We start from the raw sequence: 13,774 nt of genomic DNA, 5'->3' as shown, positions 1-13,774 counted from the left end.
ATGCTCCAAATCAGGGCACGGCGCAGGCAAGCCGAAGCCTTAGCCCCCCTCTTTTGCCAACAACGCGTAATAAAAGCCATCGTGCTCACGGATGGCATTGTCCGTGAGCGCCTCGGATTGGATCGTGGAAAGAGGCCATAAATGCCCCGGAGCGGGTCGCGAAGACGCCTCTTTGTTGTGCGCAAGAAACGCCCGCACCTGTTCTTCACCTTCCGCTTTGAAAACGGAACAAGTGCAGTAGAGCATCCGGCCCCCAGGCAGCAAGCGCGGCCAAAGCGCCGCCAGCAGTCGGGCCTGCTGGCCGGCCAGGCTGCTGATGTCGCTCTCGCGGCGCAGCCAAAGCACGTCCGGATGCCGCCGCACGATACCCGAGGCGGTGCAGGGCGCGTCGAGCAGGATGGCGTCGAAGGCCAGATCGTCCGCCAGCCCGGCCTGGCGCCAGGCAGCAGGATTGCCTGCATCGGCCACCACTACCCGGGCCTGCAGACCGAGGCGCCGCAGGTTCTCGTCGATGCGCCGGCAACGCTCGGCGTCCACGTCCAGCGCGATCACTTCCGCGTCCAGGCCGCGCGCGGCGATCAGCTCCAGCAGGTGCGCCGTCTTGCCGCCAGGCGCGGCACAGGCGTCCAGGATGCGCAGCCGGCGTGCCGGCGCCTGCTCGGCCAGCAGCTCGTCCAGCAACAGCGGGGCGGCCAGTTGGGCAGCCGCGTCCTGCACTGACACGCGGCCCTGCGCGAAGCCCGGGATGCGCTGCACGGGCACGGGCTGCGCCAGCGTCACGCCGTGGGCGCCATTGCGCCACGCGGCGATGCCCGCTGCTTGCAGCTCGGCAAGGTACTCGTCAACGGGACCTTGCGCGAAGTTGACGCGCAAGGTCATGGGCGGTGGCAGGTTGTTGGCTTCCAGCACGGCCTGCCAGTGTTCGGGGGCCTCCTGCTGCAGTCGCGCGATCCACCAGCGCGGATGGTTCCATCGCGCCACCAGCGCCGTGGCCGGGTCTTCGTCGATTTCGGCCAGCAGGTCCACGCGCTCGCGCAGGAAACGGCGCAGGCAGGCGTTGAGGAAACCCGCGCTGTTGCTGACGGTACGCGAGCCATGGCGTTTGGCCGCCTCGACCGCCTGATTCACCAGGGTGTGGGCGTCGTAGTCCTGGGCCTCCGTGCTGGCCAAGGCCAGGGCCAAGCACAACAGCGCATCCACCGCAGGCACGGGCTTGCGTGGCGCGAGCAGGGCCCGCAGCGCCTCGGCACGGCCCAGACCGCGCAGCGCGGCATAAGCGAGCGCCTGCACACCTGGTCGCAGGCTGGCGACCACGACCTCGAGCGCGTCGCTGGCGGAACGGCCCGCGCGCACGGCGGCCAGCACCTGGGCCGCCGCCTGCAGCTGCTGCCACAACTCGGGCGCGCGCGCGGAACCAGAGGGAACAGGAGGGGAAGCGTCAGTCATGCGGCAGCAATAAAAACGCCCCAAGGCGTGAACCTTGGGGCATGGGCATGGACCACTGCGGACCGGTGGCCACGCAACGGCGATTACTCGCCCTGTTCAGCAGCCGTGGTCGCGGCGCCTTCGCTGTTGCTCTGGGCAGCCGCCAGTTCAACCGCTTCGGCATCGGCGATGGCGCGGCGCTCGGACTCATCCATGGCCTCGCGCACCTTGCGTGCCTCGTGGTAGGCCATGCCGGTGCCCGCGGGGATCAGGCGGCCGACGATGACGTTTTCCTTGAGACCACGCAGCTCGTCGCGCTTGCCCATGATGGCGGCTTCGGTCAGCACGCGCGTGGTTTCCTGGAAGGAAGCCGCGGAGATGAACGAATCCGTCGACAGCGAGGCCTTGGTGATGCCCAGCAGCAGGTTGGTGTAGCTCGCGGGGATCTTGCCGTCCTTGCGCAGCGCGTCGTTGGTGTTGAGGATCTCCGAACGCTCGACCTGCTCCCCCTGGATGTAGTTGGAGTCGCCCGGGTTCTCGACCACGACACGGCGCAGCATCTGGCGCACGATCACCTCGATGTGCTTGTCGTTGATCTTCACGCCCTGCAAGCGGTAGACGTCCTGCACCTCGTCAACGATGTAGCGCGACAGTTCCTCGATACCCAGCAGGCGCAGGATGTCCTGCGGATCGGCCGGACCGTCGACGATGCTTTCGCCCTTGTTGACCACCTGGCCTTCGTGCACCAGGATGTTCTTCTCCTTGGGCACGAGTTCTTCCCAGACCTTGCCTTCCGGGTCGGTGATCTGCAGGCGCACCTTGCCCTTGGTTTCCTTGCCGAAGGAGACCGTGCCGGTCTGCTCGGCCAGCACGCCCTTGTCCTTGGGCGAACGGGCTTCGAACAGCTCGGCCACGCGCGGCAGACCGCCCGTGATGTCGCGGGTCTTCTGGCCTTCGACCGGAATACGGGCCAGCACTTCGCCGGGGCCCACGTCCTGGCCGTCACGCACCTGGATCAGCGCGCCAATCTGGAAACCGATGGTCACGGAGTGGTCGGTGCCCGGAATCTTGACTTCCGAGCCCGAGGCGTCGAGCAGCTTGACCTGCGGGCGCACGACCTTGGCGGAACCGCGGCGCTTGGGGTCGATCACGACCAGCGTCGACAGGCCCGTCACTTCGTCCACCTGCTTGGCCACCGTCAGGCCTTCCTCGACGTTCTCGAACTTCACCTGACCGGCGAATTCCGTGATGATCGGGCGGGTCAGCGGGTCCCAGTTGGCAAGGATGGCGCCAGCCTTCACGGCCTGATCGGCCTTGACGGTCAGCACCGCGCCGTACGGCACCTTGTGGCGCTCGCGCTCCCGGCCATGCTCGTCATGGATGACGATCTCGCCGGAGCGGGCGATCACCACCAGCTCACCCTTGCTGTTGGTCACGTAGCGCATCGTGGCGTTGAAGCCGATCACGCCGTTGGACTTGGCTTCCACGCTGGAGGCGATGGCCGCGCGCGAGGCGGCACCACCGATGTGGAAGGTACGCATGGTCAGCTGCGTGCCGGGTTCACCGATGGACTGGGCGGCGATCACACCGACCGCCTCGCCCACGTTGACCAGGCCACCGCGACCCAGGTCGCGGCCATAGCACTTGGCGCAGATGCCGAAGCGGGTGGCACAGGTCAGGGCCGTGCGCACCTTGACTTCGTCGACGCCCACGAGTTCGATTTCCTCGATGGTGTCTTCATCCAGCATCTGGCCAGCAGGCACCAGCACGGCGCGCGTCTCGGGGTGCAGCACGTCCTCGGCGGCGGTGCGGCCGAGGATACGGTCGCGCAGCGATTCGATGACTTCACCACCCTCGACGATGGCGCGCATCAGCGAACCGTCGTGCGTGCCGCAGTCATCCTGCGTCACCACGAGATCCTGCGTCACGTCCACCAGGCGGCGGGTCAGGTAGCCGGAGTTGGCCGTCTTCAACGCCGTGTCGGCCAGGCCCTTGCGGGCGCCGTGCGTGGAGATGAAGTACTGCAACACGTTCAGGCCTTCGCGGAAGTTGGCCGTGATGGGCGTCTCGATGATGGAACCGTCGGGCTTGGCCATCAGGCCGCGCATGCCGGCCAGCTGGCGGATCTGCGCGGCGGAACCGCGCGCACCCGAGTCGGCCATCATGTAGATGGAGTTGAAGGACTCCTGGTCCACGGTCTTGCCGTGGCGGTCGGTGGTCTTCTCGACGCGCAACTGGTCCATCATGACCTTGGAGACCTTGTCGCCCGCCTTGCCCCAGATGTCCACCACCTTGTTGTAGCGCTCGCCCACGGTGACCAGGCCCGAGACGTACTGTTGCTCGATGTCCTTCACTTCTTTTTCGGCGGCCTCGATGATTTCCTGCTTTTCCTTGGGGACCAGCATGTCGTCGACCGAAATCGAGATGCCCGCGCGCGTGGCCAGGCGGAAACCGTTCTGCAGCAGCTTGTCCGCGAACACCACGGTTTCCTTCAGACCGCACTTGCGGAAGGAGACGTTGATGAGCTTGGAGATTTCCTTCTTCTTGAGCGCCTTGTTGATGTTCTCGAAAGCCAGGCCCTTGGGCAGGATCTCGGACAGCAGGGCACGGCCCACCGTGGTCTCGACCAACTTGGTCTCGGGCACGAAGTCACCCGAGGTCTTGTCCTTGGCCCACTCGGTCAGGCGCACGCTGATCTTGGCGGTCAGCTCGACGGTGCCCGAATCCAGCGCGCGCTGGACCTCGGCCACGTCGGCGAACACCATGCCTTCGCCCTTGCCATTGGTGCGCTCACGCGTCGTGTAGTACAGGCCCAGCACCACGTCTTGCGAGGGCACGATGGAGGGCTCGCCGCTGGCGGGGAACAGCACATTGTTGGAAGCCAGCATCAGGGTGCGGGCTTCCATCTGCGCTTCCACGGACAGCGGAACGTGCACGGCCATCTGGTCGCCGTCGAAGTCGGCGTTGAAGGCGGCGCAGACCAGCGGGTGCAGCTGGATGGCCTTGCCTTCGATCAGGATGGGCTCGAAGGCCTGGATGCCGAGGCGGTGCAGCGTGGGTGCGCGGTTCAGCAGCACCGGGTGCTCCTTGATCACCTCTTCCAGGATGTCCCACACCACCGGCGTGCCGGATTCGACTTCCTTCTTCGCGGCCTTGATGGTCGTGGCGATGCCCATGGCTTCCAGGCGCGAGAAGATGAAGGGCTTGAACAGCTCCAGGGCCATCAGCTTGGGCAGGCCGCACTGGTGCAGCTTGAGGGTCGGGCCCACGGTGATGACGGAACGGCCCGAGTAGTCGACACGCTTGCCCAGCAAGTTCTGGCGGAAACGGCCGCTCTTGCCCTTGATCATGTCGGCCAGGGACTTGAGCGCGCGCTTGTTGGCGCCCGTCATGGCCTTGCCACGGCGGCCGTTGTCCAGCAGGCTGTCCACGGCTTCCTGGAGCATGCGCTTCTCGTTGCGCGCGATGATCTCCGGCGCCTTGAGTTCGAGCAGGCGACGCAGGCGGCTGTTGCGGTTGATGACGCGGCGATACAGGTCGTTCAAGTCGGAGGTGGCGAAACGGCCGCCGTCCAGGGGAACGAGCGGGCGCAGGTCCGGCGGCAGCACGGGCAGCACTTCCAGCACCATCCACTCGGGCTTGATGCCGGACTTCTTGAACGCTTCCAGCACCTTGAGGCGCTTGGCGTTCTTCTTGACCTTCATCTCGGAGCCGGTCAGGTCATTGCGCAGGCGTTCGATCTCGACTTCGATGTCGATGCCTTGCAGCAGTTCCTTGATGCCTTCGGCGCCCATCTTGGCCTGGAATTCGTCGCCGTATTCCTTGACCTTGGCGTCGTAGTCGTCCTCGCTCATGATGCTGAACTTCTTGAGCGGGGTCATGCCGGGGTCGGTCACGACATAGGCTTCGAAGTACAACACGCGCTCGATGTCGCGCAGCGTCATGTCCAGCACCAGGCCCAGACGCGAGGGCAGCGACTTCAGGAACCAGATGTGGGCGCAGGGCGCGGCCAGGTCGATGTGACCCATGCGCTCGCGGCGGACTTTGGTCTGCGTGACTTCAACGCCGCACTTCTCGCAGATCACGCCGCGGTGCTTGAGGCGCTTGTACTTGCCGCACAGGCACTCGTAGTCCTTGATCGGGCCGAAGATCTTGGCGCAGAACAGGCCGTCACGCTCGGGCTTGAAGGTACGGTAGTTGATGGTCTCGGGCTTCTTCACCTCGCCGAAGGACCAGGAACGGATCTTCTCGGGCGAAGCCAGGCCGATCTTGATGGCATCGAAATGCTCATCCGGCGTGAATTGCTTGAACAGGTCGAGTAGGGATTTCATGTGACTCTATCCTTTGCGAATTAGGAGCGCTCGAGCTCGATGTCCAGGCCCAGGGAACGGATTTCCTTGACCAGCACGTTGAACGACTCGGGCATGCCGGCTTCGATGGCATGCTCGCCCTTGACGATGTTTTCGTAGACCTTGGTGCGGCCCTGCACGTCGTCGGACTTGACGGTGAGCATTTCCTGCAGCACGTAGGACGCGCCATAGGCTTCCAGCGCCCACACTTCCATTTCGCCAAATCGCTGGCCGCCGAACTGCGCCTTGCCGCCCAGCGGTTGCTGCGTGACCAGCGAGTATGGGCCGGTGGAACGGGCGTGCATCTTGTCGTCGACCAAGTGGTGCAGCTTCAGGTAGTGCATGTAGCCCACGGTGGTCGTGCGCTCGAAGGCGTCACCGGTGCGGCCGTCGTACAGCTGCGCCTGGGTGCGCGTCTCGTTCAGACCCTTGGCCTTGGCGACATCGTCCGGGTAGGCCAGCTTGAGCATGGCGCGGATTTCGTCCTCGGTCGCGCCGTCGAAGACGGGCGAGGCGAAGGGCACGCCGCTGCTCAGTTCCTGGGCCATCTGGCGCAGATCATCGTCCTTGAGCTTGGCCAGGTCTTCTTTGCGGCCCGAGCCGTTGTAGACCTGCTCCAGGAAGCCGCGGATCTCGGCCGTCGCGGCCTCGCGCTGCAGCATGTCGCCGATGCGCTGGCCCAGACCCTTGCCGGCCCAGCCCAGGTGGACTTCGAGCACCTGACCGATGTTCATGCGCGAAGGCACGCCCAGCGGGTTCAGCACGATGTCCACGGGCGTGCCATCGGCCATGTAGGGCATATCCTCGACCGGGGTGATCTTGGAGACCACGCCCTTGTTGCCGTGGCGGCCGGCCATCTTGTCACCGGGTTGCAGACGGCGCTTGACGGCCAGGTAAACCTTGACCATCTTGAGCACGCCCGCGGGCAGCTCGTCGCCTTGGGTGAGCTTCTTGCGCTTTTCTTCGAAGGCCAGGTCGAAGCTGTGACGGGTCTGCTCCAGGCTGTTCTTGATCGATTCGAGCTGCGAGGCCACGTCATCATCCGCCGGGCGGATGTCGAACCAGTGGTGCTTCTCGATGGAGGCCAGGTAGGCCTTGTCGATCTTGCTGCCCTTGGCCAGCTTTTGCGGACCGCCATTGGCGATCTTGCCGTTCAACAGCTTCTCGATCCGGTCAAAGGCGTCGGCCTCGACGATGCGCAGCTGGTCGTTCAGGTCCAGGCGGAAGCGCTTGAGTTCATCGTCGATGATCTGCTGAGCGCGCTTGTCACGCTGGATGCCTTCGCGTGTGAAGACCTGCACGTCGATGACGGTGCCTTGCGAGCCCTGGTCCACGCGCAGCGAGGTGTCCTTCACGTCGGACGCTTTCTCGCCGAAGATGGCGCGCAGCAGCTTCTCTTCCGGCGTCAGCGTGGTCTCGCCCTTGGGCGTGACCTTGCCCACCAGCACGTCACCCGGAACTACTTCGGCGCCGACGTAGATGATGCCGGACTCGTCCAGGCGATTGAGCTGCTGCTCGCTCAGGTTCGGGATGTCGCGGGTGATTTCCTCGGCGCCCAGCTTGGTGTCGCGCGCCATGACCACCAGTTCCTCGATGTGGATCGAGGTATAGCGGTCGTCGGCCACCACGCGCTCCGAGATCAGGATCGAATCCTCGAAGTTGTAGCCGTTCCAGGGCATGAAGGCGATCAGCATGTTCTGGCCGATGGCGATTTCACCCAGGTCGGTCGATGCGCCGTCCGCGATCACGTCACCCTTGGCCAACTTGTCGCCCTTCTTGACGATGGGACGCTGGTGGATGTTGGTGTTCTGGTTGGAACGCTGGTACTTGATGAGGTTGTAGATGTCCACGCCCACTTCACCGGCCACGGCTTCGTTGTCGTTGACACGGATCACAATGCGGGTGGCATCGACCGAGTCCACCACGCCCCCCCGGTTGGCAGTGACCACGGTGCCGGAGTCGATGGCGGCCACACGCTCGATGCCGGTGCCGACCAGCGGCTTTTCCGGACGCAGCACGGGCACGGCCTGGCGCGACATGTTGGCGCCCATCAGCGCGCGGTTCGCGTCGTCGTGCTCCAGGAAGGGCACGAGCGAGGCGGCCACGGAGACGATCTGCGCGGGCGACACGTCCATGTACTGGATACGGTCGGCCCCGCAGAGGATGGATTCACCCTTCTCGCGGGCGGACACCAGCTCGTCGGTCAGCTTGCCGTCCTTGTCCAGCGTGGCGTTGGCCTGGGCGATGACGTATTTGCCTTCCTCGATGGCGGAGAGGTAGTCGATCTTGGTTGTGACCTTGCCATCTTCCACGCGACGGTAGGGCGTCTCGATGAAGCCGTACTCGTTCAGGCGAGCGTACAAGGCCAGGGAGTTGATCAGACCAATGTTCGGGCCTTCTGGCGTCTCGATCGGGCAGACACGGCCATAGTGCGTCACGTGCACGTCGCGCACTTCAAAGCCGGCACGCTCGCGCGTCAGACCACCCGGGCCCAGGGCCGAGACGCGACGCTTGTGCGTGATTTCGGCCAGCGGGTTGGTCTGGTCCATGAACTGCGAGAGCTGGGACGCGCCGAAGAACTCCTTGAGCGCCGCGGAAATCGGCTTGGAGTTGATCAGGTCGTGCGGCATCAGCGGCTCTTGCTCGGCTTGGCCCAGGCGTTCCTTCACGGCCTTCTCGATGCGGGCGAGGCCGGTGCGGTACTGGTTCTCGGCCAGTTCACCGACACAACGCACGCGGCGGTTGCCCAGGTGGTCGATGTCGTCCACTTCGCCACGGCCATTGCGCAAGTCCACGAGGATCTTGACCACGGCCAGGATGTCCTCATTGGTCAGCACCATGGGACCGCTGGGGTCCAGATTGCCCAGCTTGGCGTTGAACTTCATGCGGCCCACGCGCGACAGGTCGTAGGTGTCCGGGTTGTAGAACAGGCGCTGGAACAGGGCCTGCACGGCGTCCTCGGTCGGCGGCTCGCCAGGGCGCATCATGCGGTAGATGGCCACGCGGGCGGCGAACTCGTCCGTCGTCTCGTCGATGCGCAGGGTCTGGCTGATGTAGGCGCCCTGGTCCAGCTCATTCGTGTAGATGCACTGCAGCTCCTGCACGTTGGCGGTGCGCAGCTTCTTCAGCAGGGCTTCGGTCAGTTCCTCATTGGCCTTGGCGATGATCTCGCCCGTGTCCGGGTCGACGATGTTGCGCGCGACCACGCGACCGACCAGGAAGTCTTCCGGCACGCTGATGTGGGTGGTGCCGGACTGTTCCAGCTCCTTGGTGTGACGCGCGGTGATGCGCTTGTCCTTGGCGACGATGACCTTGCCCGACCTGTCGGTGATGTCAAAGCGCGCCACCTCGCCCCGCAGACGATCCGACACGAACTCCATCTGAGCGCCACTGTCCTGCAGGCGGAAGTTGTCGTTGACGAAGAAGTTGGCGAGGATGGTTTCCGGGTTCAGGCCGATGGCCTTGAGCAGGATGGTGACCGGCATCTTGCGGCGACGGTCCACGCGGAAGTAAAGGATGTCCTTGGGGTCGAACTCGAAGTCCAGCCAGGAGCCGCGGTAGGGGATGATGCGGGCCGAGAACAGCAGCTTGCCCGAGCTGTGTGTCTTGCCTTTGTCGTGCTCGAAGAACACGCCCGGCGAACGGTGCAGCTGCGAGACGATCACGCGCTCCGTGCCGTTGATGATGAAGGAGCCCTTGTCGGTCATGAGCGGCACTTCGCCCATGTAGACCTCTTGTTCCTTCACTTCCTTGACCACCTTGTTTTGCGGCGTCGAGGACTCGCGGTCATAGATGATGAGCTGCACCCGCGCGCGCACGGCGGAGGCGAAGGTCAGGCCCCGGGTCTGGCACTCGCGCACGTCGAATGCGGGCTTGGCCAGGTTGTATTCGAGGAACTTCATCTCGACGAAACCGTTGTGCGAGACGATGGGGAAAGCCGATTCAAAAGCGGCTTGCAAGCCCTCGGGCTTGCGTTTGGTGGAGGACATGTCCGCCTGCAGGAAGCTCGTGTAGGCGTCCTTTTGCATTTGCAGGAGGTAGGGAATTTCCAGCACGCTGTCGCGGCTGCCGAAGCTCTTGCGGATGCGCTTGCGTTCGGTATAGGTGTAGGCCATGAGATCTCCGGGCTATGAGGCTCTAGGCGACTGGCGCGTCGGACGCGCGCGCGCGCACGTCAGCAGGCTTGGTGGTTGGCCGCTACCAACCTCTGGCGGACGGCCGCGCATTGCACGCGGCCCGAACCAAGGCGTCTTCTGCAGTCGGGGTCAGAAGACACTCGGAAAGAGCGCCATTGTGGCGCTATTTCCGGGTGTGCTCTGGAGGCTCTCCTCTAAGCACCAAAGGCTGGAGTGCCTTTGCAGGTCACTCCAGCCTTCGAGCCGGGCCGAATTACTTGAGTTCGGCCTTGGCGCCGGCTTCTTCCAGCTTCTTCTTGGCGGCTTCGGCGTCGGCCTTGGGCAGCGCTTCCTTGACGGTCTTGGGCGCGCCGTCGACCAGGTCCTTGGCTTCCTTCAGACCCAGGCCGGTGATTTCGCGCACGGCCTTGATGACGGAGACCTTGTTGGCGCCAGCGTCGGTCAGCACCACGTTGAACTCCGTCTTCTCTTCCGCGGCGGCAGCACCACCACCGCCACCACCGGCGGCCGGAGCGGCCATGGCGGCAGCGCTCACGCCAAACTTCTCTTCGATGGCCTTGACCAGGTCATTGAGTTCCATGACCGTCATGCTGTCGAGCGCGGTCAGAAATGCGTCTTTATCGAATGCCATTTTTGATTCCTTCAATTTCCAAACAGTTGGTTAGCAGACTGCGCCGTTTCAGGCGGCAGCCGTTTCGCCTTTTTTCGCCGCCAGGGCACCCAGCACCACGGCGGTGCGGGAGATCGGCGACTTGAGCAAGCCGCACAGCTGAGCCAGCAGCACTTCCTTGGAGGGAATGCTTGCGAGCTGCTTCACGCCGTTCACGTCCAGGGCCTTGCCTGCGAATGCACCGCCGCGGATCACCAGCTTGTCGTTGGTTTTCGCGAAATCGGCCACCACGCGAGCGGCGGCCACGGCATCGGCAGAGAAGCCATAGATCAGCGGACCGGTCATCTGGTCGCTCACCACCTCGAACGCACTGCCGGCCACGGCACGGCGGGCCAGGGTGTTCTTCAGAACACTCAGGCTCACACCTTGCTTGCGGGCGTCAGAGCGCAGCTTGGTCATGGCAGCGACCGTGATGCCGCGGTATTCCGCCATCACGAGCGTTTGAGCTTTTGCGGCGAGGCCGGTCACTTCGGAAATGACCGCTTCTTTCTCACTGCGATTCAGACTCAAGGTCTAACTCCTTCAAAATGCACCGGTTGCACTTGCGTTCGCCGGTGCGCCTTTCTTGCAGCGACCAACTGTTTCTGGAATTTGCATCCATCATGCAGCGGGATCGCCATCTGCGCTGGACATTAAGCAGACTCCGGAGGGAACCCGCACCAGCGGTCTCGGATGACCCGGTCAGCCTTGCAACCTGAGTTGCGCCGCCTTCCAGCCCACCACATCGAGCCCCCTTGCGGGCGACTCAAATCTTCTTCAATGACCTCGCGGCTCAGCCCGCGATCGTCTGGGTGTCAACGCGAACGCCAACGCCCATCGTGGACGACACGGCCACCTTGCGCAGGTACACACCCTTGCTGGTGGCCGGCTTGGCCTTGTTGAGCGCGTCGATCAGCGCAGCCAGGTTGCCTTGCAGCTTGTCGGCGCCGAAGGAACGGCGACCGATGGTGCCGTGCACGATGCCGGCCTTGTCGGCGCGGAACTGCACCTGACCCGCCTTGGCGTTCTTCACCGCCGTGGCCACGTCGGGCGTCACGGTGCCGACCTTGGGGTTGGGCATCAGGCCACGGGGGCCGAGCACCTGACCCAGGGTACCGACCACACGCATCGCGTCGGGGGCGGCGATCACCACGTCGAAGGGCATGTCGCCCGCCTTCACGCGAGCAGCCAGGTCGTCCATGCCAACCACGTCAGCGCCAGCGGCCTTGGCTTCCTCGGCCTTGGCGCCCTGGGCGAACACGGCCACGCGCTTGGTCTTGCCGGTGCCATGCGGCAGCACGACGGCGCCACGGACCACCTGGTCGGACTTCTTGGCATCGATGCCGAGCTGCACGGCCACGTCGATGCTTTCATCGAACTTGGCAGTGGCGAACTCCTGCACCAGCTTGAGCGCGTCGCCCAACGGGTACAGCTTGGTGCTGTCCACCTTGCCCTGCAGGGCCTTGGCTTTTTTGGTGAGCTTGGTCATGTCACACGCCCTCCACGTTCACGCCCATGGAACGGGCGGAGCCAGCGATCGTGCGCACGGCGGCGTCCAAATCGGCGGCAGTCATATCCTTCATCTTGGTCTTGGCGATCTCCTCGAGCTGAGCGCGGGTGATCTTGCCGACCTTGTCGACGTGCGGCTTGGACGAACCCTTGTCCAGCTTGATGGCCTTCTTGATCATCACGGTCGCCGGCGGCGTCTTGATGATGAAGGTGAAGCTCTTGTCAGCGAAGGCGGTGATCACCACCGGCAGCGGCAGACCAGGCTCGACGCCCTGCGTCTGGGCGTTGAACGCCTTGCAGAACTCCATGATGTTCAGACCGCGTTGGCCCAGAGCGGGACCAATCGGCGGCGAGGGATTGGCCTTACCAGCCGGCACTTGCAGCTTGATAAAACCGACGATTTTCTTCGCCATGCTTTACTCCTTGCGGGTGAAAACGCCCAGACTGTGCGCCTGGGCTCCCCGGGGTTGACGACTCATCGAGACACCATCCGCGCCGAGTCGGGAAGCGCGGACTGAAAACTGAACGGCCCGGATCAGGTTTTTTCGACTTGACCGAATTCCAGTTCGACCGGGGTCGAGCGGCCGAAGATCGTGACCGCCACGCGGACCTTGCTCTTCTCGTAGTTGACTTCCTCGACCGCGCCGTTGAAGTCGGTGAAAGGACCTTCCTTGACGCGCACCAGCTCACCCACGGTGAACTCGACCTTGTGGCGCGGCTTGTCCGAGCCTTCCTGCATCTGGTTGACGATCTTCATGACCTCCTCTTCGGAGATCGGGGTCGGGCGATTGTTCTTGCCGCCGCCCACGAAGCCCGTCACCTTGCTGGTGTGCTTGACCAGGTGCCAGGTTTCGTCGTCCATCACCATCTCGACCAGCACGTAGCCCGGAAAGAACTTGCGCTCCGTGGTCCGCTTCTGGCCATTCTTGACCTCCACGACCTCTTCCATGGGCACCAGGATGCGGCCGAACTTGTCCTGCAGACCGGCGCGGTTGATGCGCTCGAGGATGTTGCGCTCGACCGCCTTCTCCATGCCCGAATAGGCATGGACCACGTACCAGCGCAAATCCGGATGCTTGGCCTGGGCGGCCGGCGCGGAAGAGCTATCGATTGCGTCCGCCATCATCAGCCCCTCCAACCCAGCAACAGATCAAAGATCACCCATTCCAGCGTCTTGTCAGTCAGCCACAGGAACAAGGCCATGACCACGGCAAAACCGAAGACATACAAGGTCATCTGGATTGATTCACGACGGGTGGGCCAGACCACCTTGCCCACTTCACGCCAGGCGTCGCGTCCGAAGCTCCAGAGGTCGCGCCCCGGCTGGGCCGTGAAGAACACCGCCACCGCCAGAATCAGCGCCAGCAGCAGCGAACCCCAGCGCAGCAAGCCGCCTTGCGCGCTCAGGCCGAAAAAAGCGACAAAGCCAGCCAGCAGCAGGATGACCGCCGCTGCCAACTTGAGCTTGTCCAACCCGCTACCCACTGTTTCGACTTGTGACGTTGCCATATTTATGAACCGATTCCCTACAACCCGCCAGCGCCCCTTGAGACGCTGAAGCCCGCCAGGGCATGGCGGGCTTTTCGAACGAACCCGACGGAGCTTTCGACCCAGTCAGGTGGCAGGGGCAGTAGGAATCGAACCTACAACCTTCGGTTTTGGAGACCGACGCTCTGCCAATTGAGCTATACCCCTACACGACTTCC

General features: G+C 63.9%; 9 protein-coding genes and 1 tRNA gene. All 10 read right to left on the bottom strand.

The genetic code is table 11. From position 1 onward, the window contains the following. Positions 1–39: 39 nt before the first annotated feature. Positions 40–1,446 (bottom strand): 16S rRNA (cytosine(967)-C(5))-methyltransferase RsmB, encoded by a 1,407-nt coding sequence (gene rsmB, locus AZ34_RS03055; RefSeq protein WP_035604651.1) that lies wholly within the window; start codon positions 1,444–1,446, stop codon positions 40–42. Between the two features lie 83 nt (positions 1,447–1,529). Next, positions 1,530–5,756: a DNA-directed RNA polymerase subunit beta' gene (gene rpoC, locus AZ34_RS03050; protein ID WP_035604648.1), complete on the bottom strand. Its 4,227-nt coding sequence runs from the start codon at positions 5,754–5,756 to the stop codon at positions 1,530–1,532. A gap of 20 nt (positions 5,757–5,776) precedes the next feature. Beyond that, positions 5,777–9,889: a DNA-directed RNA polymerase subunit beta gene (rpoB, locus tag AZ34_RS03045; RefSeq protein ID WP_035604646.1), complete on the bottom strand. Its 4,113-nt coding sequence runs from the start codon at positions 9,887–9,889 to the stop codon at positions 5,777–5,779. Positions 9,890–10,163: 274 nt separating this feature from the next. Beyond that, entirely contained in the window at positions 10,164–10,541 is a 378-nt protein-coding gene (gene rplL / locus AZ34_RS03040) for a 50S ribosomal protein L7/L12 (protein ID WP_035604644.1), read from the bottom strand. A 48-nt stretch (positions 10,542–10,589) separates the two neighbouring features. Then, on the bottom strand, positions 10,590–11,090 hold the full coding sequence (gene rplJ / locus AZ34_RS03035) for a 50S ribosomal protein L10 (protein WP_035604643.1): 501 nt from the start codon (positions 11,088–11,090) through the stop codon (positions 10,590–10,592). A gap of 262 nt (positions 11,091–11,352) precedes the next feature. Next, positions 11,353–12,048 carry a 50S ribosomal protein L1 gene (rplA, locus tag AZ34_RS03030; protein ID WP_035604642.1) on the bottom strand — a complete coding sequence of 232 codons (696 nt, stop codon included), beginning with the start codon at positions 12,046–12,048 and terminating at the stop codon, positions 11,353–11,355. A 1-nt stretch (position 12,049) separates the two neighbouring features. Beyond that, on the bottom strand, positions 12,050–12,481 hold the full coding sequence (gene rplK / locus AZ34_RS03025; RefSeq protein ID WP_035604641.1) for a 50S ribosomal protein L11: 432 nt from the start codon (positions 12,479–12,481) through the stop codon (positions 12,050–12,052). Positions 12,482–12,603: 122 nt separating this feature from the next. Then, entirely contained in the window at positions 12,604–13,194 is a 591-nt protein-coding gene (nusG, locus tag AZ34_RS03020; protein ID WP_419670193.1) for a transcription termination/antitermination protein NusG, read from the bottom strand. Further along, positions 13,194–13,577, bottom strand: coding sequence for a preprotein translocase subunit SecE (gene secE, locus AZ34_RS03015; protein WP_035604640.1), 384 nt, complete (start codon positions 13,575–13,577; stop codon positions 13,194–13,196). Before secE ends, nusG begins: the two co-directional genes overlap by 1 nt. Positions 13,578–13,687: 110 nt before the next feature. Further along, positions 13,688–13,763 (bottom strand) — tRNA-Trp (locus AZ34_RS03010). Between the last annotated feature and the right edge of the window lie 11 nt (positions 13,764–13,774).

It is taken from the genome of Hylemonella gracilis str. Niagara R (genome assembly GCF_000600295.1).
Taxonomy (GTDB): Bacteria; Pseudomonadota; Gammaproteobacteria; order Burkholderiales; family Burkholderiaceae_C; genus Hylemonella; species Hylemonella gracilis_A.
The sequence above is the reverse complement of the archived record's forward strand: the minus strand, read 5'-3'. Positions and strand labels throughout refer to the sequence as shown.